Source organism: Kitasatospora sp. NPDC001261 (assembly GCF_042896795.1).
GTDB lineage: Bacteria > Actinomycetota > Actinomycetes > Streptomycetales > Streptomycetaceae > Kitasatospora.
The window spans coordinates 1-20,607 of sequence record NZ_JBIAXP010000002.1; the positions used below are offsets into that span (position 1 = coordinate 1).

A 20,607-nucleotide genomic window follows, 5' to 3' on the forward strand; every position below is an offset into this window, starting at 1 on the left:
CGCTCGGCTGGGAAACCCCAGCCGAGCGCCTGCATAAACTCGTCGCGGCCTGATCAAACCGACCACATGTTGCAACGACCCCTGGAAACCGCCGTCTCCGTCGGCCGGGGTTTCGCGCGTTCGAGGTGCTACTGCGCCTTCGCCTGGGCGAGTTGCATGAGGTGGTCGGCGAGCGCCTGCCCGCCGGCCGGGTCCCGGCTGATCAGCAGGACGGTGTCGTCGCCGGCGATGGTGCCGATGATCTCGAACACCTCGGCCTGGTCGATCGCCGAGGCCAGGAACTGGGCGGCGCCCGGCGGGGTGCGCAGCACCACCAGGTTGCCGGAGGCCGTCGCGGAGACCATGAGCTCGCCGGCCAGCCGGGCCATCCGGCCCTCGCTGGCCGACTCGCCCATCGGCGCGCGCGGCGTGCGGTCGCCGCCCTCGGCCGGGACGGCGTAGATCAGCGCGCCGTCCCGGTTGCGGATCTTGACCGCGCCCAGCTCGTCCAGGTCCCGGGAGAGGGTGGCCTGGGTGACCACGAGTCCGTCGTCGGCGAGCAGCTTGGCGAGCTGGCTCTGCGAACGCACGGGCTGGCGGGTGAGCAGGTCCACGATCCGCCGGTGGCGCGCGGTGCGGGTCTGCGGGACCTGCGGCGTCGGGCCTGCGGCGGACGGGCCGGAGTGGGAAGCGGTCATGTGATTATTCTCCCGGACGACGGTCAATTCGCATCGGCCGGGGCGCCCTCGCGCACCGTCCGGAGGATGCCCGGCAGCGCGGCCAGGAAGGCGTCCGCCTCCTGCTCGGTCAGCACCAGCGGCGGGGCCAGCCGGACGGCGTCCGGGACGGCCGCGTTGACCAGGAAGCCCGCCTCCTGCGCGGCGGCCTGGACCTGCGCCGAGACCGGCTCGGTGAGCACGATGCCGAGCAGCAGGCCCGCCCCGCGCACGTGCGAGACCAGCGGGTCGCCGAGCGCCTCGACGCCCTGCCGCAGCCGCTCGCCGAGCTTGCGGACGTGCTCCAGCAGGCCCTCGGACTCGATGGTGTCCAGCACCGCGAGCCCGGCCGCGGCGGCCACCGGGTTGCCGCCGAAGGTGGTGCCGTGCTGGCCCGGAGTGAGCAGCTCGGCGGCCGGCCCGAAGGCCAGCACCGCGCCCATCGGCAGGCCGCCGCCGAGCGCCTTGGCCAGGGTGACCACGTCCGGCTCCACGCCCTCGTCCGCCTGGTGGGCGAACCAGTGGCCGGTGCGGCCGACGCCGGTCTGGATCTCGTCCAGGACCAGCAGGGTGCCGGTGGCCCGGGTGATCTCGCGGGCCGCCTTCAGGTAGCCCTCGGGCAGCGGGATCGCGCCGTTCTCGCCCTGGACGGGCTCCAGGAAGACGGCGGCCGTCTCGGTGGTGACGGCCGCGCGCAGCGCCTCGACGTCGCCGAGCGGGACGTGGGTGACGTCGCCGGGCAGCGGGCGGAACGGGTCCTGCTTGGCGGGCTGGCCGGTGAGCGCGAGGGCGCCCATGGTGCGGCCGTGGAACGCGCCCTGGAGGGCGACCAGGTGGGTGCGGCCGGTCCGCCGGCTGATCTTGAAGGCGGCCTCGTTGGCCTCGGCGCCGGAGTTGCAGAAGAACACCCGGCCGCCCGGGCGGCCGTCCAGCTCCAGCAGCCGCTCGGCGAGCGCGATGGTGGGCTCGGCCATGAAGAGGTTGGAGACGTGGCCCAGGGTGGCGATCTGCCGGCTCACCGCCTCGACGACGGCCGGGTGGGCGGTGCCGAGGGCGTTGACGGCGATGCCGCCGAGCAGGTCGGTGTACTCCTTGCCGTCGGCGTCCCAGAGCTTGCTGCCCTCGCCGCGCACCAGCGGGATGCGGGGGGTGCCGTAGTTGTCGGTGAAGGCGTGCTGCCAGCGCTCGGCGAGCTGCTCGTTGTGGGTCGTACCCGTCGTACCGGTCGCGCCGGTCGTACCCGTCGCGCCGGTCGTGCTGTCGGTGCCAGTCGTGCCGCTCATGCCAGTCCCCCGGTCACGGTCGTTTCGTCGTCCGGCACGACCATCGTGCCGATGCCCTCGTCGGTGAAGATCTCCAGCAGCAGGCTGTGCTGGACCCGGCCGTCCAGGACGCGGGCGGTGCCCACGCCGGAGCGGACGGCCCGCAGGCAGCCCTCCATCTTGGGGAGCATGCCGCTGGCCAGCTCGGGCAGCAGCTCCTCCAGCTCGCTCGCGCTGAGCTGGCTGATCACGTCGTCGGATTCCGGCCAGTCCTTGTAGAGGCCCTCGACGTCGGTGAGGACGACGAGCATCTCGGCGCCGAGCGCGACCGCGAGGGCGGAGGCGGCGGTGTCGGCGTTGATGTTGTAGACGTGGCCGTCGGTGCCGCGGGCGATCGAGGAGATGACCGGGATGCGGCCGTCGGCGATCATCGCCTTCACGGCGCCGGCCTCGATGTTGACGATGTCGCCGACCAGGCCGATGTCGACCTGCTCGCCGTCCACCACGGCGTAGCGCTTGACCGCCGTCATGGTGTGGGCGTCCTCGCCGGTCATGCCGACCGCGAACGGGCCGTGCTCGTTGAGCAGGCCGACCAGCTCGCGCTGCACCTGGCCGGCCAGCACCATCCGGACCACGTCCATGGTCTCCGGGGTGGTGACCCGCAGGCCGTTGGTGAAGCTCGACTCCAGGCCCAGCCGGTCGAGTTGGGCACTGATCTGGGGGCCGCCGCCGTGCACCACGACGGGGTGCAGCCCGGCGTAGCGCAGGAAGACGACGTCCTGGGCGAAGGCGGACTTGAGGCTGTCGTCCACCATGGCGTTGCCGCCGAACTTGATCACGACGGTCTTGCCGTGGAAGCGCTCCAGCCACGGCAGCGCCTCGATCAGCGTCATGGCCTTGGGCAACGCGGTGTTGTTGCGGGCCTGTTCGCCCTTGGGTGCGATCTGCACGGGTTTCCCTCGTCGATGGGGGTCCCCCCGGCCGCGGGCCGGGGGGATGTCGCGGATCAGGCGGGCTCGGGTGGAGCGGCGCGGATCAGGTCGAGTAGGCGCTGTTCTCGTGGACGTAGTCGGCCGTCAGGTCGTTGGTCCACAGCGTGGCGCCCGCCGTACCGGCGTTGAGGTTCGCGGTGATGACGACCTCGCGGCCCTTCATGTCGACCAGGTCGCGGTCCTCGCCGACGCCGCCGGACTTGCAGACCCAGACGCCGTTGATGGCGACGTCCAGCCCGTCCGGGTCGAAGGCGGCGGAGGTGGTGCCGATCGCGGCCAGCACCCGGCCCCAGTTGGGGTCCTCGCCGTGGATGGCGCACTTGAGCAGGTTGTTGCGGCTGATCGTCCGGGCGACCTCGACCGCGTCGTCCTCGGTGGCGGCGCCGGTGACGTCGATCCGGATCTCCTTGCTCGCGCCCTCGGCGTCGCCGATCAGCTGGCGGGCCAGGTCGGCGCTGACCGTGCGGACGGCCTCGGCGAACTCGGCCCGGTCCGGGACGGTGCCGGAGGCGGCGGAGGCGAGCAGCAGCACGGTGTCGTTGGTCGACATGCAGCCGTCGGAGTCGATCCGGTCGAAGGTGGTGCGGGTGGCGCCGCGCAGCGCGTCGTCCAGGGCGGCGCTGTCCAGGTCGGCGTCGGTGGTGAGGACGACCAGCATGGTGGCGAGGCTCGGGGCGAGCATGCCCGCGCCCTTGGCCATGCCGCCGACCGTCCAGCCGGCCGGGCTGGTGTACTCGGCGGTCTTGTGCACGGTGTCGGTGGTCTTGATGGCGATCGCGGCGGCCTCGCCGCCGTCCTCGCCGAGCGCGCCGGCGGCCAGGGCGACGCCGGGCAGCAGGAGGTCCATCGGCAGCCGGACGCCGATCAGGCCGGTGGAGGCGACGGCGACCTCGCCCGCGTTGAGGCCCAGCTCCGCGGCGGCCTTCTCCGCGGTGGCGTGGGTGTCCTGGAAGCCGAGCGGGCCGGTGCAGGCGTTGGCGCCACCGGAGTTGAGGACGACGGCGGAGACCTGGCCGCCCTTGAGGACCTGCTCGGACCAGAGCACCGGCGCGGCCTTGACCCGGTTGGCGGTGAAGACGCCGGCCGCGGCGAGCGAGGGGCCGTCGTTGACCACCAGGGCGAGGTCGGGGGCGCCGGAGGCCTTGATGCCGGCGGTCACACCGGCGGCCCGGAAGCCCTTGGCGGCGGTCACTCCGACGTTGGTGCTCTTGCTCACGGTGCGACTCCGTTCACGGGCAGGCCGAGCTCCTCGGGCAGGCCCAGGGCGATGTTCATGCTCTGCACCGCGCCGCCGGCGGTGCCCTTGACCAGGTTGTCGATCGCGCTGATCGCGATGATCCGCCCGGCGGCGGCGTCCAGGGCGACCTGGACCAGGGCGGTGTTGGCGCCGTAGACGCTGCTGGTCTGCGGCCACTGCCCCTCGGGCAGCAGGTGGACGAAGGGCTCGTCCGCGAACGCCTCGGTGTAGGCGGCGCGCAGGCTCCGGGCCGTCACCCCGGGCCTGGCCTTGGCCGAGCAGGTGGCGAGGATGCCGCGCGGCATCGGGACGAGGGTGGGGGTGAAGGAGACGGTGACCGGCTCGCCCGCGACCGGGGAGAGGTTCTGCGCCATCTCCGGGGTGTGCCGGTGGACGCCGCCGACGCCGTACGGGCTGACGCTGCCCATCACCTCGCTGCCCAGCAGGTGCGGCTTGGCGGCCTTGCCGGCGCCGGAGGTGCCGGAGGCGGCGACCACCACGGCCTCCGGCTCGGCGAGCTGCGCGGCGTAGGCGGGGAACAGCGCCAGGGAGACGGCCGTCGGGTAGCAGCCGGGTACGGCGATCCGGTTGCTGCCCTTCAACGCGGCTCGGTGGCCGGGGAGTTCGGGCAGGCCGTAGGGCCAGGTGCCGGCGTGCGCGGTGCCGTAGAACTGCTCCCAGTCGGCGGCGGCCTTGAGCCGGAAGTCGGCGCCGCAGTCGATCACCAGGACGTTCGGGCCGAGCTCCTCGGCGACGGCGGCGGACTGACCGTGCGGCAGGGCCAGGAACACCACGTCGTGGTCGGCCAGCACCTCGGGGGTGGTGGCCTCGAGGACGCGGTCGGCGAGCGGGCGCAGGTGCGGCTGGAGCAGGCCCAGCCTGGTGCCCGCGTTCGAGCCGCCGGTCAGCGCCCCGATCTCCATCTCCGGGTGGCCGAGCAGCAGGCGCAGCACCTCGCCGCCCGCGTAACCGCTCGCGCCGGCGACGGCGACTCGCAATGCCATGGCGTTCCTCCTTAGTCTTGGCATGAATATACGCGTGACGGAAAATTCATGCAAGGAGGATATGCCGGACCCCCGCCGGGGCGGGGCGCCCGGGTCAGCGCTTGACGGCCCGCAGCACCACGAACTTGGGGTTCCCGGCCACGAGTTGGCAGTTGCCGAAGAGGCGGCGCAGCTTGACGTGGTAGCCGAGGTGGCGGTTGCCGACCACCCAGAGCTCGCCCCCGGGGCGCAGCGCCCGCTTGGCGCCGGTGAACATCCGCCAGGCGGTGGCGTCGGTGGTGGCCTGGTGGGAGTGGAACGGCGGGTTGTTGAGCACCAGGTCCACCGAACCGGGGGCGACCACGTCCCGGGCCAGGGCGTCGGCGGCCAGGAACTCGGCCGGGGCGTCCGGGCCCAGGTTGGCGCGGAAGGTCTCCTCGGCGGAGGCCACCGCCTGGTGCGACTCGTCCACGAACACCAGCTCCGCGCCGGGCCCGGCCAGCGCGGCGGCCGTGCCGACCACGCCGTTGCCGCAGCCGAGGTCCACCACCCGGGCGCCGGGGGCGGGGACGGGCAGGTGGGCGAGGAGGAAGCGGGTGCCGATGTCGAGCCGGTCGGCGCAGAAGGTGCCCGCGTGGTTGACGACCGTACGGCCGGAGGCGGGGCCGATGTCCTGCGGCAGCGCGTAGCGGTGCGGCCACGGGTTGGGGCCGGGGTCCAGCGCCCGGTCCGGGGTGCAGAAGACCAGCCGGGCCTTGCGGGCGGCCAGCGAGGTGCGGGTCGGGCCGAGGATCCGCTCGAAGAGCCGGAGCGTGGAGGTGTGGATCTCGGTGACCATGCCGGTGCCGATCACCACGGTGCCCTCGTGGACGGCGGGGGCGAGCCGGTGCAGCTGGTCCTCCAGCAGGGCCAGGCTCTTGGGCACGCGCACCAGCAGCACGTCGATCCGCTCCGGCGGGGTGTCACGGGTGGTGAGCAGCCGGGACTCGTCGACGGCGGCGCCGGCCCGGGCCAGGTTGGCCAGGGTGGCCTGCCGGCCGAGGTGGGAGTCGGTGATCTGGACCGGCCGGTACTCGGCGAGCGCGGTGGTCAGCGCGCCCCAGCGGTCGCCGAGGACGGCGACCGTCCGGCCGGCCAGCTCCGTCGCGGTGCCGTCCGCGCTGTCTGCCTCGCCCGCGAGGTGGCGCAGCAGGTACTCGTCGGCGGCGTCCCAGGCCCGCAGCCGCTCACGCGGGTCCTCGGGGAAGCGGGTGAGCGCGAAGGCGCCCCACGGGGTGGCGAAGGAGGTGTCCGGCGGGGTCGCGGCGGGCGTGGTCTGGGGATTCATCGTGTTCTCAGGCTATCCGACGGTCCCGGGGGCGGTTACGGACGGATACTGGAAGGGCCCGGCCGAGAGAGGTGAGGGCGATGGAGTGGAAACTCGAAGTCGTGGTGGTCCCGGTCTCCGACGTGGACCGCTCGAAGCTCTTCTACGAGGAGCAGGCCGGGTTCACCGTCGACCACGACACCCTGTTGCGGGACGGGATCCGGGTGATCCAGCTGACGCCCCCGGGTTCGGCCTGCTCCATCGTGGTGGGCAAGGGGGTGATCGACTCGCCGCCCGGATCGGTCAAGGGACTCCAGCTGGTGGTGCCGGACATCGAGAAGGCGCACGCCGAACTGGTGGCCCGCGGTGTGCAGGTCAGCCCGGTCCAGCACTTCGTGGCCGGGGCCCGGGTGGACGGGCACGGTGAGGCGTGGAACAACTTCCTGTTCTTCAACGACCCGGACGGGAACGGCTGGGCGATCCAGGAGGCGCCGCCCGCGGGCGGGCAGGCCATCCTTGGGTAGGCTCCCAGGATGGCTGAACACGAGGGAAGCGTGCGGGTGGACAGCTGGATCTGGTCGGTCCGGCTGGTCAAGACGCGGGCGCTGGCGGCGGCCGCCTGCCGGGCCGGGCACGTCCGGGTGAACGGCGAGCGGGCCAAGCCCGCCCAGGCGCTGAAGCCCGGGGACGAGGTGCGGCTCCGCGAGGAGGGCCACGAACGGGTCGTGGTGGTGAGCAAGCTGATCCGCAAGCGGGTCGGCGCCGTCGTCGCGGCGGAGTGCCTGGTCGACAACAGCCCGCCGCGGCCGCCGCGCGAGTTCGTCGCGGCGGCCGGGACGCGGGACCGCGGGGCCGGGCGGCCGACCAAGCGGGAGCGCCGCGACCTGGACCAGTTGCGCGGGCACTGAGCGGCGCGGAGCCGCTACGCGACGTCCGCGGTGGCGAGCACCTTGGCGAGGAAGCCGCCGAGGTTGCCCACCGTACGGTCGATCTGCACCTCCAGCGGCAGCGACTCGTCGGGCCGGGTGACCAGCGTGGACTTCTTCAGCCCGCGCACGTAGAGCGAGCAGGCCAGGTCGGCGCAGATGTACGTGCCGACCGTGTTGCCCTCGCGCCCGGCCGCCCCGGCCCGGCGGGCGGCGAGCAGCGCGACCCCCGACCCGGCGTGCGCGGTGATGCACAGCGAGCACACGTTGGTCTTGGTCAGGCTGCGCCGGATCACCGAGGAGCGCAGCGTCACGCCGACCGGCTCGCCCTCGTACGGCGCCACCAGGTACGCCCGGTCGGGCGCGCCCTGGTCCCGCCAGCCGAGGAAGTCCAGCTGCTCCCAGGGCAGTTCGGCCAGACCCCGGGGCAGGTGGAGCCGGCGGGCCTCGCCCTTGGAGCAGTTGACGAAGGACGCGCGGATCTCGTTCTCGCTCAGGGGTTCCATGCCGCGGACGCTAACACCGGCCGGCCGGGCCTGTCGCGCCGTTTTCACCCGGTCCGTACCGGGTGGGCGGCCTGGACGGCGAGCCGGCGCGGGGCGTCCTCGCCGATCCGGGTGAGCAGGTCGTCCAGGGCGAGGAAGGCCTCCCAGCGCTCCTTCCCGCCGGCGGCGGCGAGGCGGTCGACGACCAGGTCCTCCAGGTCCTGGACCCGCTTGTTCTTCCAGGCCTTGTCGGCCAGGCCGACCAGCAGGTCCTCGACGGTGGTGCCCGGCTCGTCCCAGCTCGCGTGGGTGCGGGCGAAGCGGGCGAGGTGCTCGGGGACGCCGTGGGCGAGCAGCAGGGCGTGCCCGGCGGGCTCGTGCCGGGAGCCGGGGGCGGAGAGCTCCTCGGGGTGGACGGTCTTGCCGATGTCGTGGGTGGCGGCGCCGTAGAGGACGGCCGCGCGGTCGAAGGCCAGGCCTTCGCGGGCGCAGAACCCGGCGATCTCCTCGGCGACCCGGTGCACCAGCGCGAGGTGGGCGACCAGGCGGGGCGGGGCGTCGACGGCCCGCAGCAGTTCGGCGACGTCGGCGGGCAGCGGCGGCAGGGCGGTGGTGGTCACGCCGCAGGGTAGCCGCGGGGGTGAGGGGTTGTCAGTGGGGTTCCGTAGCCTTCGACGGTCCGGTCCCGGCGTAGGAGGGAGGCGCCGGGACCGGGCGCGCGAACGGCTGCCGCTCGAAGCGGACGGCTACCGCTTGAAGGCGACGCCGGCGTACGCGGAGACGTCCTGCCAGCCCTCGGGGAGTTCGGAGGTCGGCACGTGGCCCGCGACGGGGCGCCAGAGCGGGAGCTGGACGAGCCCGGGGCCGACGAAGTCGAAGTCGCCGAAGAAGGGCTCGACGCCGGAGCGCGGGCGCAGCACGAGCGGGGCGCTGGCGCTGCGGTAGATGCGGGTGCCCTCGGCGGCGCTCTCGCGGGAGGCGAAGTCGGGGCTGCCGTGGGAGAGGATCAGCGCGCTGCCGGGGGCGAGCGCGTCGCGCAGGGTGCGGACGATCTGCTGGGCGCCCTCCTCGTCGCGGATGAAGTGCAGGACGGCGACCAGCATCAGCGCGACCGGCTGGGAGAGGTCGACGGCGCCGGCCAGCCCGGGGTGGCCGAGGATCGTGGCCGGGTCGCGCAGGTCGGCCTCGATCACCGAGGTGTGCCCGGCGGGGTGGCCGGCCAGCAGGGCGCGGGCGTGGGTGGCGACGATCGGGTCGTTGTCCACGTACACCACCCGGGCGTCCGGGGCGACCCGCTGGGCGACCTCGCTGGTGGAGCCGACCGCCGGGATGCCGGTGCCGATGTCGACGAACTGGCGCACGCCCCGGCCGGCCACGTACTCCACCGCGCGGCCGAGGAACTGCCGGTTGGTGCGGGCCAGCAGCGGCAGCGCGGGGTAGGCGGCTATCGCGGCCTGGGCGGCCTTGCGGTCGGCCTCGAAGTTGTCCTTGCCGCCGAGGTAGTAGTCGTACATCCGGGCGGTGTGCGGGACGCCGGTGTCCAGCTCGCTCGGCGGCTGCCAGTCGCCGGTCCTGCCCCAGTCCCACTCGGTGTCCGTGCTCCGGCCGGTCGCCGCGCTGTCCTCGTACATCCTGTCCGCCCCCAATGCGCCATGCCGGAAGAGTTCGGCCACCGCCCGTCCTCACGCGGTGCGCGGTGATCGTATCCAAGGACACGCCGTGGAAACAGCGGGAGTTCAGGTTTACGCAACACCCGGTGACGGAGTGTGTGCACGTCAAGAAGGGTCCGGACGCTCGGCCCGGATCGCCCGCCCGAGCCGTCCTCTCTATGCTGGCTGCCGATGACTGCCGACCGCCGCAGCGTGCTGCGCACCACCGCCCGACTCGCCGCCCTCGCCGCCACCGGGGGGCTGCTGGCTGCCTGCGGCACCGGCACGCTCCGCCGGGCCGACCCGGGGGCGCTCGCCGCGCACCCCGGCACGGTGGACCCGCAGCACACCACCGACCCGGCCTGGAACGGCGGCGAGGGCCCGGCCTCCCCCGAGCCCACCGCCCCGGCGGAGCCCCGGCCCGACGCCGAGCCGACCGCCGCCGCGGCCGCCGCCCAGCCCAGCGCCCCGCCGGCCCCGCCCGCGCTGCCGCCGCTCGCGCCCGGCACCCCGGTCGAGGTCGCGTACGGGCCGCGCACCGGGAAGAACGTGGCGCTCACCGTCCACGGCAGCGGCGACCCGAAACTGGCCACCGCCCTGCTGGAGATCGCCGAGCAGCGCGGCGCCAAGCTGACCGTGATGGTCGTCGGCAGCTGGCTCGACCAGCAGCCGCAGATGGCCCGGCGGATCCTGGACGGCGGCCACGAGCTGGGCAACCACACCCAGAACCACCTCAACATCTCCGCCATGACACCGGACCAGGCGCGCGCCGAGATCGCCCAGTGCGCGGAGCGCCTGCAGCGGCTCACCGGCTCGATCGGCCGCTGGTTCCGGCCCTCCGCCGCGCAGTACGCCACCCCGATGGTGCGGGAGCAGGCCAAGGCGGTCGGGTACGAGCACGTGCTGTCCTTCGACGTCGACCCGCGCGACTACAACGACCCCTCGGCGGCCGAGCTGCAGCGCCGGGTGCTGAACTCGGTGCGCGGCGGCTCGGTGGTGGCGCTGCACATGGGGCACCAGTGCACGGTGGACGCGCTGCCCGGTGTCCTGGACGGCCTGGCCAAGGCGGGGCTCAAGCCGGTGACCGCCAGCCAGCTCTGCGCCTGAGCGGTCGGGACCGGTCTGACGGTCCCCAGGGGACGCCCCAGGTCAGACCATCGGATCGTCGTCCTTGTACGGACGCAGCCGCAGCGTACGGGCGTCCGCGGCGCGGATCGCGTCCGCCCGGTTGACCAGCTCCTCCAGGTCGTCCCGGCCGGCGTGGATGAACCGCCCGTGCAGTCCGTCGAAGCGGCCCCGGGCGGCGTCCACGGTGACCGCGACCATGTACGGGATGGAGCCCCAGGTCGTCGTCTCCTTGAACATCGGCATCGCGGCGGTCATGTCGGTGGCCACCGCGCCCGGGCTGACGTCGAGGACCACGACGCCGTTGCGGGCGAGCGAGTCCGCCATGTTGTCGGAGAGCTGGAGCAGCGCGCCCTTGGACGTGGCGTACGCGGTGTAGTTGCCGTCCGGGCGCAGCGCGAAGCCGGAGTTGAGGTTGACCACCCGGCCGCTCCGGCGGGCGACCATGCCGGGGAGCACGCAGCGCAGCAGGTTGTAGGGGCCGCGCAGGTTGGTCTCGATCACCTGCCACCACTGGTTCGCGTCGGTCTCCCAGATCGGCACCTCGGCGCGGTCGACCAGGCCGGCGTTGTTGACCAGCAGGTCGATCGGCCCGAGGTCGCGCTCGACCAGCCGGACGGCCTCGCGCACCGAGCCGGGTCGGGTGACGTCGGCGGTCACGGCGACGCCCCGGGAGCCGCGCTTGACGCACTCCTTGAGCGTGTCGGTCAGCGTCTCGTGGGTGCGGCCGACCAGGCCGACGGACATCCCCTCGGCGGCCAGGCCGATGGCGAGCTCCCGGCCGATGCCCCGGCCCGCGCCGGTGATCAGGGCGACCTGTCCTGCGAGCGATCCCGTCGACACCCTGTGCTCCCTTCACGTCCCCGGCCCTGTCCGCGTCCGCCCCCGGCCCCGTCTGCGGCATTCTGTCGGCAGCCGGGCGGAGCGGGCCCCGGGCACACGGGTCCGGGGCCGCTGCCTCACTCGTTCGGGTGAAGCCCGACCCTGGCACTACGCCGGGGAGGGGGTGACCTACTGGCCGGTACGGAGTAGTAACGTCGTCGGGGCGGTGACCGGTGCACCCATTCCGGCACACCGGCCCGTCGTCCAGCAGCTCGCTGGGCCACCCGAAAGCTGGGCGACCCCCAGCACCGTCGAAGGGCAACTGAGTGAGTGACATCGCGCGCGTCGGAGTGATCGGCTGCGGTCTGATGGGGTCGGGCATCGCCGAGGTCTTCGCCCGGGCCGGGCTGGACGTCCTGGTGTCGGAGGCCAGCGGTGAGGCGCTGGAGTTCGGCCGCACCCGGCTGACCAACTCCCTGGAGACGGCGGTCAAGCGGGGCAAGCTGAGCCCCGAGCAGCGGGACGAGGCGCTGGCCCGGCTGTCCTTCACCGTCGAGCTGTCCGACTTCGCCGACCGCGACCTGGTGGTCGAGGCCGTCGCCGAGCGCGAGGACGTCAAGGTCAAGATCTTCGAGACCCTGGACCGGGTGGTCGAGCGCCGCGACGCGATCCTCGCCTCCAACACCTCCTCGATCCCGATCGTGAAGCTGGCCGCCGCCACCACCCGCCCGGAGCAGGTGATCGGCCTGCACTTCTTCAACCCGGCGCCGGTGCAGAAGCTGGTCGAGGTCATCCCGACCCTGACCACCTCGGCGACCACCACCGAGCGGGTCGAGGCCTTCGCCTCCCAGGTGCTCGGCAAGGAGCCGATCCGCGCCCGCGACCGGGCCGGCTTCGTGGTCAACGCGCTGCTGGTGCCGTACCTGCTGTCCGCGGTGCGGATGTTCGAGACCGGCGTGGCCACCGCCTCCGACATCGACAAGGGCATGGAGGCCGGCTGCGCCCACCCGATGGGCCCGCTGCGGCTGTGCGACCTGATCGGCCTGGACACCATCGTCTCGATCGCCGAGTCGATGTACGACGAGTACAAGGAGCCGCTGTACGCCGCTCCCCCGCTGCTCTCCCGGATGGTCGACGCGGGCCTGCTGGGCCGCAAGTCCGGCCGGGGCTTCTACGACTACACCGCGAGCGCCTGACACCCCGGCGCGACCGAACGGCGGGGCCCGGCGGCTGTGAACCAGCCGCCGGGCCCTTTCGCCTTGCCGGCGTCAGCTGTTGATGGCGTAGCTGTCGCCGTAGACCTTCCACTTCAGCGGCGGGTTGAGGTCGAAGTTCTTGGCGTTGAGGAAGACCAGCTGCTCGGTGTCGACCCGGCTGGTGTCGGAGTGCGCCTCCTCCTTCTTCATGACCACCTTGCGGGCGTCCAGGAAGGCCTTGAGGTAGGTGGCCTCGTCGCCGCCCTGGGCGGGGGTCTTGGCCTTCTTCAGGGCGGCGGCGCGGATGCCGCCGAAGCTGTCCGAGCTGTTGCCCGGGCCGTGCATGACGATGGCGTCGTAGTAGGCGAACTGGCCGAGCGCGCGCAGGCCGTCGCTCTTGGCCTGGTTGACGGCGGGGTTGAAGTACACCCGGTCGCGCTCGTCGTTCTGGGCCTGCTGGAAGACGGTGTCCTTGGCGGCGGTGGCCCAGTCCTTCTCGAACGCGGAGCCCAGCCCGGCGTGCGACTCGCTGCCGTTGACCTTCTTCAGGGCCGGCAGGTACTTGGCCAGGATGTTGCCGGGCTTGAGGTCGGTGTAGTGCTGGACCAGGTCCAGCATGTCACCGGTGCCGGAGCAGAAGCCGATGATGCCGGCGGTGTAGCCGCGGCCGTCCTTGATGTCCTCGATGTACTTGTACTGGGCCTTCCAGTCCAGCGACGAGTTCTCCGCGCTGGACACCAGCTGCATGGCGATGTCCTTCTTGTGCGGGTCGTCCAGCCCGACGCCCTTGAGCTGGACGGCGGCGGCGGGCGACGGGGCGGCCTGGGCCGCCGAGGTGGCCGCGACGGTCAGCGGCGCGGCCACCAGGGCGGCGGCGAGGGCGATGCGGAGGGCACGACGGGGCTGAGGGCGCATGGGACGCTCCGATTCCTCGTGGGGTTAGGAAACTTTCCTAACGAGAAAAAGGAAACGCTCTCGGCCCGGCTCCCGCAAGGGTTTTGACCGAACCTCTTCAAGAGATCTTGAAGGCCGGCGGCCGGGTCGCGACGTCCGGGCGACCGTCCGGGCGACCGTCCGGGCGAGCCGGGGAAACGGCCGGGACAACACCGGGGAAACGGAGAGGGCCCCGCCCCGGACTCGTGGTCCGGGGCGGGGCCCTCCTCGGGCGCTGCCGCGTCAGGCGCCGCGCAGCACCGCGCCGGTGCGGGCGACGGCCTCGGCGACGGCTGCCTCACGGGCGGCGGTGGCCTCGTCGGCGGTCAGGGTGCGGTCGACCGCGCGGAAGCGCAGCGCGTAGGCCAGCGACTTCTTGCCCTCGCCGACCTGCTCGCCGGTGAACACGTCGAACAGCCGGATGGCCTCCAGCAGTTCGCCCGCGCCGGCCCGCAGCGCGGCCTCGACCTCGGCCGCCGGGACGGCGGTGTCGACGATCAGCGCGACGTCCTGGGTGGCCACCGGGAAGCCGGAGACCGCCGGGCCGTTGACGCGCTCGGCGCCGTCCGCCGTCAGCAGGTCGACGTCGATCTCCATCGCGGCGGTACGGGCCGGCAGCCCGAGCGCCTTGACCACCCGCGGGTGCAGCTCACCGGCGTGGCCGACCACCCGGTCGGTGCCGGCCACCAGCAGCTCGGCGCAGCGGCCCGGGTGCCACGGCGCCAACTGGCCCTGGCGGACGGTCAGTTCGACGCCGGCCGCACGGGCCACCGTGCGGGCCGCCTCGACGGCGTCCGCCCAGGAGGCCTGGGAGCCCTTGCCCCACCAGCCCGACGGCAGCCGCTCGCCCGCGAGGGCGACGGCGATCCGGCGCGGCTGGTCCGGCAGCGCGGCGTCCAGCGCGGCCAGCTCCTCGTCGCTGGGCCGGTGGTCGACCGCCGGACGCGGGGCCACGCTCAGCTCGTCCTTGGGCAGGAAGACCGTGCCGGTCTCGAAGACCGCCAGGTCGGTGTTGCCCCGGCCGACGTTGCGGCGCAGCGCGCCGAGCAGGCCCGGCAGCAGCGTGGTGCGCAGCGCCGGCTCCTCGTCGTTCAGCGGGTTGACCAGCTTCACCGTGCGGCGGCGCCGGTCGTCCGCCTCCAGGCCGAGCGCCTCGAAGGCGGGCTCGCCGAGGAACGGGTAGTTGTTGACCTCGACGTAGCCGGCCGCGGCCAGCGCGACGCCGATCCGACGGTGCACCCGCTGGGCCTCGGTCAGACCCTTGCCCGGGGGGACGTTGGGCATCCGGGCGGGGACGTTGTCGTAGCCCTCCAGCCGGATGACCTCCTCGGCGAGGTCGTACGGGTCCGTGAGGTCGGGCCGCCAGGTCGGCGGGGTGACCTCCAGGACGTCGGCGCCGGAGACCGAGCAGCCGATCTCCTGCAGGCGCCGGGTGACGGTCTCGCGGCCGTACCCGGTGCCGGCCACCCGGTCGGGCAGGTCGGCGGCGATGGTGATGGTCCGCACCGGGTGCGGGGCCGCGATGTCGGTGACCCCGGCCTCGGCGGTGCCGCCGGCGATCAGGACCAGCAGGTCGACGGCGCGCTGCGCGGCGGCGCGGGTGGCCTCCGGGTCGACGCCGCGCTCGAAGCGCTTGGACGCCTCGGAGGGCAGCTTGTGCCGCTTGGCGCTGCGGGCGATGGCGACCGCGTCGAAGTGCGCCGCCTCGATGATCACCTCGGTGGTGCCCGGGCCTGCGGCCGGGTCGAGGATCTCGGTGGAGGCGCCGCCCATCACGCCGGCCAGGCCGATCGGGCCGCTGTTGTCGCAGATCAGCAGGTCCTCGGCGGAGAGCTTGCGCTCGACCCCGTCGAGGGTGGTGAGGGTCTCGCCCTGCGCCGCCCGGCGGACCGTGATCGGGCCGTCCACGCGCTGCTTGTCGTAGGCGTGCAGCGGCTGGCCGACCTCCAGCATCACGTAGTTGGTGATGTCGACGGTCAGCGAGATCGGGCGGATGCCCGACTTCTGGAGCCGGCGCTGCAGCCAGATCGGGGACTTGGCGTTCGGGTCGACGCCGACGACCGTACGGGCCACGAAGCGGTCGCAGCCGGTCTGGTCGTTGACCTTCACCAGGTAGCCGAAGGAGTTCGCCGGCGGCACGTCGAGCAGCGCCGGGTCGGCCAGCGGCAGCCCGTACGCGGCGGCGGCCTCACGGGCCACACCGCGCATGGACAGGCAGTAGCCGCGGTCCGGGGTGACGGCGATGTCGAGCACCTCGTCGACGAGCTGGAGCAGCTCGATGGCGTCGGTGCCGGGCTCGTACTCCGGCGGGAGCACGATGATGCCGTTGTGGTCGTCGCCCATGCCCAGCTCGCGGGCGGAGCAGATCATGCCGGCCGAGGTGTGGCCGTAGGTCTTGCGGGCCGCGATCGGGAACGGGCCGGGCAGGACGGCGCCCGGGAGCACGACCACGACCTTGTCGCCGACGGCGAAGTTGGTCGCACCGCAGACGATCTCCTGCGGGTCGCCGGTGCCGTTGGCGTCGCCGACGTTCACGAAGCAGTGCCGGATCGGCTTCTTGAAGCCGGACAGCTCCTCGATGGAGAGCACCTCGCCGACCACCAGCGGGCCCTTGAAGTCCGCGCCGATCTGCTCGACGGTCTCGACCTCCAGGCCGGCCCGGACCAGGCGCTCCGCGACGTCACGGCCGGTCTCGCCGGCCGGCAGGTCGACGTACTCGCGCAGCCAGGAAAGCGGGACGCGCATCAGATCTCCATCCCGAACGGGAGGGTGAAGCGGACGTCACCCTCGACCATGTCGCGCATGTCGGCGACGTTGTGACGATTCATCAGGATCCGCTCCAGGCCCAGGCCGAAGGCGAACCCGCTGTAGCGGTTCGGGTCGACACCGCAGGCGACCAGCACCCGCGGGTTGACCACGCCGCAGCCGCCGAGCTCGATCCAGCCCTCGGAGGAGCAGGTACGGCACGGGCGGTCCGGGTTGCCGACGCTCTCGCCGCGGCACACGAAGCACTGGAGGTCGATCTCCGCGCTCGGCTCGGTGAACGGGAAGTACGACGGGCGCCAGCGCAGCTCCAGGCCGCCGCCGATCAGCTTCTCGACCAGCACCTCGATGGTGCCCTTGAGGTCCGCGAAGGTGATGCCCTCGTCCACCGCGAGGCCCTCGACCTGGCGGAAGACCGGGGTGTGGGTGGCGTCCAGCTCGTCCGTCCGGTAGACCCGGCCGGGGCAGACCACGTAGAGCGGGGGCTCGCGGTCGAGCATGGTGCGGGCCTGGACCGGGGAGGTCTGGGTGCGCAGCACCACGCCGGAGTCGGCGGAGCCGTCCGGGGCCTGGACCCAGAAGGTGTCCTGCATCGAGCGGGCCGGGTGGTCCGGGCCCAGGTTGAGGGCGTCGAAGTTGAGCCACTCGGCCTCGACCTCGGGGCCCTCCGCGACCTGGTAGCCCATCGCGACGAAGGTGTCCTCGATGCGCTCGGCCATGGTGGTCAGCGGGTGCCGGGCGCCGCGCGGGGCGCGGTCGTACGGCAGCGTGACGTCCACCGCCTCCTCGACCAGCACGCGGGCGTCCCGCTCCGCCTCCAGCTCGGCCTGCCGCTGGGCGAGGGCCTTGTTGACGGCCCCGCGGGCCTGACCGATCAGCTTTCCGGCGGCCGCCTTGGCGTGCGGGGGCAGGGCCCCGATCTCGCGATTGGCGAGCGAGAGCGCGGAGCGGTCGCCGGTGTGGGCGACCTTGGCCTGCTTCAGCTCGTCCAGGGAGCCGGCGGCGGCGAACGCGGCGACCGCCTCGTCCCGCGCCTGCTCCACCACCTCGGGCTTGAGGGCCTCGACCTCGACCGGGTCGTACGACTTGTTGGGTGCCGACATCTCTATCTTTCCCGTGCTCCTGCTCGTCCGTGCTCAAGGTCTTTGGGCCAACGCCAAAGGTCGAGTGTAGTCGCAGCGTGTATCACCGCTGCCGCGAAGCCCGTCCGGGGGGAACGACGTCCGACCTGCTCGGGATCCCGAAGCAGGCTGTGCTTGGCGTTCACGCACTTTCTCAGAGCATGAAGTCGGGCACCCCGGCGGGCAGGATAAATCGGAACCGGGCGCCGCCGCCGGGCGCGCGGTCGACGCGGATCGAGCCGCCGTGGGCCTCCACGATGCCCTTGACGATGTAGAGGCCCAGGCCCGTACCGCCGCGCTTGGAGCCGCGCCAGAAGCGGGTGAAGACCCGCGGCACCGCCTCCTCGGGGATGCCGCTGCCTTCGTCGCTCACGGTGACCGCCGTACCTTCCACGATGCGGGGCGGGGTGCCGTTGCGCTCCCAGACGGGCGCCTCGACGACCTCCTTGGCCGGTGCCACCTCGATCGTGACAGTTCCCTCACCGTGCCGCACCGCATTTTCCAGCAGGTTGGCCAGCACCTGGTCGACCTTGTCCGGGTCGGCCCACAGGACGGTCAGCGGCTCGCTGATCCGGATGTCGAAGCGGTCCTCGGGGATGCCGGTGGCGACCTTGCGCTCGACGTGCCGGCGCACCGCCGCCGCCAGGTCCACCACCTGCTTGCGCAGCTCCAGCCGGCCGGCGTCGATCCGGGAGATGTCCAGCAGCTCGGCGATCAGCCGGGTGACCCGGTCCGCGTCGGCGTCCACGGTCTCCAGCATCAGCCGCTTCTGCCCGTCGGTGAACCGCTCCCACTTGGCCAGCAGCGTCGCCGTGAAGCCCTTGACGCTCGTCAGCGGGGAGCGCAGCTCGTGCGCCACGGTGGCGATCAGCTCGGCGTGGCTGCGCTCGGTGCGGCGCCGGGCCTCGGTGCCGCGCAGCGCGATCACCAGGCGCTCCAGCGGCCCGCCCGGGGCGCCGCGCACGTACCGGGCGGAGACCAGCACCTCACGCCCGCCGGGCAGCAGCAGGTTGCGCTCCGGCTGGCCGGTGCGGATGGCCAGGCCGCCGTACGGGTCGGTCAGCTGCCACCAGCGGCGGCCGTCCAGGTCCTCCAGCGGGAGGGCGTCCTCCAGCCCGCTGCCGAGCGCGGCCTGCGGGAGCACGCCGGTGAGCCGGGCCGCGGCCCGGTTGAAGCAGACCACCCGGCCCAGCGCGTCGGCGACCACCAGGCCGTCCGGCAGGTCGTCCGGGTCGAGCTCTGGCCCGCTGCCGACCATGGGTTGCCTCCCCGATTACCCACCGTGCCGTTCCCCCCACAGAGGCAGACCCTAGCGTCTCCCAGGCGGGTGTAGTAGGGCTTGCAACGGGGAGATCCCGGTGCGCCCCCGGGTACGTCAGGCGTTCGAGCGGCAGCCGCCGGGCGAACGCTGCGCCCGGGCCGAGGCGTACAGGCAGACGGCCGCGGCCGTGGCCAGGTTGAGGCTCTCGGCGTGGCCGTGGATCGGAACGCGCACGACCTCGTCGGTGAGCGCGCGGGTCTCCTCCGGAAGCCCCCACGCCTCGTTGCCGAACACCCATGCGCCGGGCGCGCCCAGCGTGCCCTCGTCCAGCTCCTGGTCCAGGTCCCGCTCCCCCGCGCCGTCCGCGGCGAGCACCCGGACACCGGCCTCGCGCAGCCTGCCGACGGCCTCCTCGACCGGCACGCCGACCGCCACCGGCAGGTGGAACAGGCTGCCCACGGAGGCCCGGACGGCCTTCGGGTTGTAGAGGTCCACCGAGGCGTCGGTGAGCACCACGGCGTCCGCGCCGGCCGCGTCGGCGGTGCGCAGCACCGTGCCGGCGTTCCCGGGGTCGCGCACGTGGGCGAGGACCGCGACCAGCTTGGGGCGGGCCCTGAGCACCTCGTCGAACGGGGTGTCGATGAAGCGGCAGAGCGCCACGATGCCCTGCGGGGTCACGGTGTCGCAGATGTCGGCGATCACCTCGTCGGTGGCGGTCAGCACCGGCAGCCCCTCCGCCAGGGCGGCCTCGACGATGCCGGCGTGCCGCTCGGCGGCCTCCTGGGTCGTGTAGACCTCGACCACGGCGTGCTCGCCGCTGCCCGGCAGCCTGCCGAAGGCGACGGCCTCCCGGACGGCCTGCGGGCCCTCGACCAGGAAGCGGCGCTCCTTGCCGCGCTGGCTTCGCTTGGCCAGCCGGCGGGCGGCGACGACGCGCGGCGAGCGCAGGGAGGTCAGCAGGGGGGTGTCGGTGCTCGGCATGGTCTCGATCTCTGAGGGCGCTGAAGGAGGGGGGCGAAAGCAGGACCGGACCCGCAGGCGAGCCTGCGGGTCCGGTCAGAGCTCAACCGATCTCGGAAGATCAGGCGGCGTCCGCGGCGGCCTTCGGGGCGTTCACGTCGGCCGGCAGCGCCTTCTGGGCGACCTCGACCAGGGAGGCGAACGCACCCGGGTCGTTGACGGCCAGGTCGGCCAGCATCTTGCGGTCGATCTCGACGCTGGCGGCCTTCAGGCCCTGCACGAAGCGGTTGTAGGTGATGCCGTTGGCACGGGCCGCAGCGTTGATGCGCTGGATCCACAGCTGACGGAAGTCGCCCTTGCGCTTCTTGCGGTCGTTGAAGTTGTAGACCAGCGAGTGGGTGACCTGCTCCTTGGCCTTGCGGTACAGGCGCGAACGCTGGCCACGGTAGCCGCTGGCGCGCTCCAGGATGACCCGGCGCTTCTTGTGGGCGTTGACTGCCCGCTTGACGCGTGCCACTTGATTACTCCTTGGGTTGGACCACGGACTACTTCACGTGGTCCGTCATTCGAATGGGTCGGGAAGGATCAGCTGCCCCGCTCACGGCTCGCGCCGGGCGGGAGGGCGATCACTTGCCGAGAAGCTTCTTGATCTTCTTGGCGTCAGCGGGGGCCAGCTCGACGGTCCCGGCCAGCTTGCGGGTCAGCGTCGAGGGCTTGTGCTCCAGGAGGTGGCGGCGGCCGGCGCGCTCGCGCAGCACCTTGCCAGAGCCACTGATCTTGAAGCGCTTGCTGGCGCCACTGTGCGTCTTCTGCTTCGGCATTTCGCCGTATCTCCTCGTCAGTCCCGTCCGCGCCCGCGCGACGTGCGCCGCGCGGGCGTGAACTGGATGG

Annotated in this window: 21 protein-coding genes; 4 read left to right on the top strand and 17 right to left on the bottom strand. The window is 73.1% G+C overall.

Annotated features, from left to right (window positions below):
• Positions 1-128: 128 nt before the first annotated feature.
• The 6 genes from ACFY4B_RS02985 to ACFY4B_RS03010 all read right to left on the bottom strand — a co-directional run bounded on the left by ACFY4B_RS02985 (position 129) and on the right by ACFY4B_RS03010 (position 6,496).
• Entirely contained in the window at positions 129-677 is a 549-nt protein-coding gene (locus tag ACFY4B_RS02985; protein ID WP_049652068.1) for an arginine repressor, read from the bottom strand.
• A 23-nt stretch (positions 678-700) separates the two neighbouring features.
• Positions 701-1,978, bottom strand: coding sequence for an acetylornithine transaminase (locus ACFY4B_RS02990; RefSeq protein WP_049652069.1), 1,278 nt, complete (start codon positions 1,976-1,978; stop codon positions 701-703).
• The gene (gene argB / locus ACFY4B_RS02995; RefSeq protein ID WP_049652078.1) at positions 1,975-2,850 is read right to left on the bottom strand and encodes an acetylglutamate kinase; all 876 of its coding nucleotides are present in this window, start codon (positions 2,848-2,850) and stop codon (positions 1,975-1,977) included. The genes ACFY4B_RS02990 and argB overlap by 4 nt, the downstream gene beginning before the upstream one ends.
• 142 nt (positions 2,851-2,992) lie before the next feature.
• Positions 2,993-4,165 carry a bifunctional glutamate N-acetyltransferase/amino-acid acetyltransferase ArgJ gene (argJ, locus tag ACFY4B_RS03000; protein ID WP_387966304.1) on the bottom strand — a complete coding sequence of 391 codons (1,173 nt, stop codon included), beginning with the start codon at positions 4,163-4,165 and terminating at the stop codon, positions 2,993-2,995.
• Positions 4,162-5,190: an N-acetyl-gamma-glutamyl-phosphate reductase gene (gene argC / locus ACFY4B_RS03005; RefSeq protein WP_049652071.1), complete on the bottom strand. Its 1,029-nt coding sequence runs from the start codon at positions 5,188-5,190 to the stop codon at positions 4,162-4,164. The genes argJ and argC overlap by 4 nt, the downstream gene beginning before the upstream one ends.
• 94 nt (positions 5,191-5,284) lie before the next feature.
• Positions 5,285-6,496 (bottom strand): methyltransferase, encoded by a 1,212-nt coding sequence (locus tag ACFY4B_RS03010; RefSeq protein WP_387966305.1) that lies wholly within the window; start codon positions 6,494-6,496, stop codon positions 5,285-5,287.
• An 80-nt stretch (positions 6,497-6,576) separates the two neighbouring features.
• On the opposite strand from ACFY4B_RS03010, the gene ACFY4B_RS03015 reads away from it, so the two are divergent.
• The gene (locus ACFY4B_RS03015) at positions 6,577-6,999 is read left to right on the top strand and encodes a VOC family protein (RefSeq protein WP_387966306.1); all 423 of its coding nucleotides are present in this window, start codon (positions 6,577-6,579) and stop codon (positions 6,997-6,999) included.
• 9 nt (positions 7,000-7,008) lie between these two features.
• Entirely contained in the window at positions 7,009-7,383 is a 375-nt protein-coding gene (locus tag ACFY4B_RS03020; protein WP_049652074.1) for an RNA-binding S4 domain-containing protein, read from the top strand.
• Positions 7,384-7,397: 14 nt separating this feature from the next.
• Here the strand turns inward: ACFY4B_RS03020 and ACFY4B_RS03025 are convergent, their stop codons facing one another.
• The 3 genes from ACFY4B_RS03025 to ACFY4B_RS03035 all read right to left on the bottom strand — a co-directional run bounded on the left by ACFY4B_RS03025 (position 7,398) and on the right by ACFY4B_RS03035 (position 9,517).
• Positions 7,398-7,907 (bottom strand): FBP domain-containing protein, encoded by a 510-nt coding sequence (locus tag ACFY4B_RS03025; RefSeq protein WP_387966307.1) that lies wholly within the window; start codon positions 7,905-7,907, stop codon positions 7,398-7,400.
• A 44-nt stretch (positions 7,908-7,951) separates the two neighbouring features.
• Positions 7,952-8,506 (bottom strand): phosphohydrolase, encoded by a 555-nt coding sequence (locus tag ACFY4B_RS03030; RefSeq protein WP_049652076.1) that lies wholly within the window; start codon positions 8,504-8,506, stop codon positions 7,952-7,954.
• 126 nt (positions 8,507-8,632) lie between these two features.
• On the bottom strand, positions 8,633-9,517 hold the full coding sequence (locus ACFY4B_RS03035; protein ID WP_079272094.1) for an SAM-dependent methyltransferase: 885 nt from the start codon (positions 9,515-9,517) through the stop codon (positions 8,633-8,635).
• A 210-nt stretch (positions 9,518-9,727) separates the two neighbouring features.
• On the opposite strand from ACFY4B_RS03035, the gene ACFY4B_RS03040 reads away from it, so the two are divergent.
• Positions 9,728-10,642, top strand: coding sequence for a polysaccharide deacetylase family protein (locus ACFY4B_RS03040; protein WP_117487182.1), 915 nt, complete (start codon positions 9,728-9,730; stop codon positions 10,640-10,642).
• Between the two features lie 42 nt (positions 10,643-10,684).
• Here ACFY4B_RS03040 and ACFY4B_RS03045 read toward each other — a convergent pair whose 3' ends face one another.
• The gene (locus ACFY4B_RS03045) at positions 10,685-11,503 is read right to left on the bottom strand and encodes an SDR family NAD(P)-dependent oxidoreductase (protein WP_049649864.1); all 819 of its coding nucleotides are present in this window, start codon (positions 11,501-11,503) and stop codon (positions 10,685-10,687) included.
• A gap of 305 nt (positions 11,504-11,808) precedes the next feature.
• Between ACFY4B_RS03045 and ACFY4B_RS03050 the strand changes: the two genes are divergently transcribed.
• A complete protein-coding gene (locus ACFY4B_RS03050; protein WP_049649865.1) occupies positions 11,809-12,678 on the top strand; it encodes a 3-hydroxybutyryl-CoA dehydrogenase in 870 nt (289 codons plus the stop codon).
• A 72-nt stretch (positions 12,679-12,750) separates the two neighbouring features.
• On the opposite strand, the gene ACFY4B_RS03055 is transcribed toward ACFY4B_RS03050, so the two are convergent.
• The 7 genes from ACFY4B_RS03055 to rpmI form a co-directional block, all read right to left on the bottom strand.
• Complete coding sequence (locus ACFY4B_RS03055; protein ID WP_049649866.1) at positions 12,751-13,593, bottom strand: chitosanase; 843 nt, start codon at positions 13,591-13,593, stop codon at positions 12,751-12,753.
• A gap of 261 nt (positions 13,594-13,854) precedes the next feature.
• Positions 13,855-16,356, bottom strand: coding sequence for a phenylalanine--tRNA ligase subunit beta (gene pheT / locus ACFY4B_RS03060; RefSeq protein ID WP_387966308.1), 2,502 nt, complete (start codon positions 16,354-16,356; stop codon positions 13,855-13,857).
• Complete coding sequence (pheS, locus tag ACFY4B_RS03065; RefSeq protein WP_049649868.1) at positions 16,356-17,477, bottom strand: phenylalanine--tRNA ligase subunit alpha; 1,122 nt, start codon at positions 17,475-17,477, stop codon at positions 16,356-16,358. The genes pheT and pheS overlap by 1 nt, the downstream gene beginning before the upstream one ends.
• 172 nt (positions 17,478-17,649) lie before the next feature.
• Positions 17,650-18,753 carry an ATP-binding protein gene (locus tag ACFY4B_RS03070; protein WP_049649869.1) on the bottom strand — a complete coding sequence of 368 codons (1,104 nt, stop codon included), beginning with the start codon at positions 18,751-18,753 and terminating at the stop codon, positions 17,650-17,652.
• 117 nt (positions 18,754-18,870) lie between these two features.
• Positions 18,871-19,737, bottom strand: coding sequence for an RNA methyltransferase (locus ACFY4B_RS03075; protein ID WP_049649870.1), 867 nt, complete (start codon positions 19,735-19,737; stop codon positions 18,871-18,873).
• A 100-nt stretch (positions 19,738-19,837) separates the two neighbouring features.
• A complete protein-coding gene (gene rplT, locus ACFY4B_RS03080; protein WP_030055649.1) occupies positions 19,838-20,233 on the bottom strand; it encodes a 50S ribosomal protein L20 in 396 nt (131 codons plus the stop codon).
• Positions 20,234-20,342: 109 nt separating this feature from the next.
• Positions 20,343-20,537, bottom strand: a complete 195-nt coding sequence (rpmI, locus tag ACFY4B_RS03085) for a 50S ribosomal protein L35 (protein ID WP_030055648.1) — start codon at positions 20,535-20,537, stop codon at positions 20,343-20,345.
• Between the last annotated feature and the right edge of the window lie 70 nt (positions 20,538-20,607).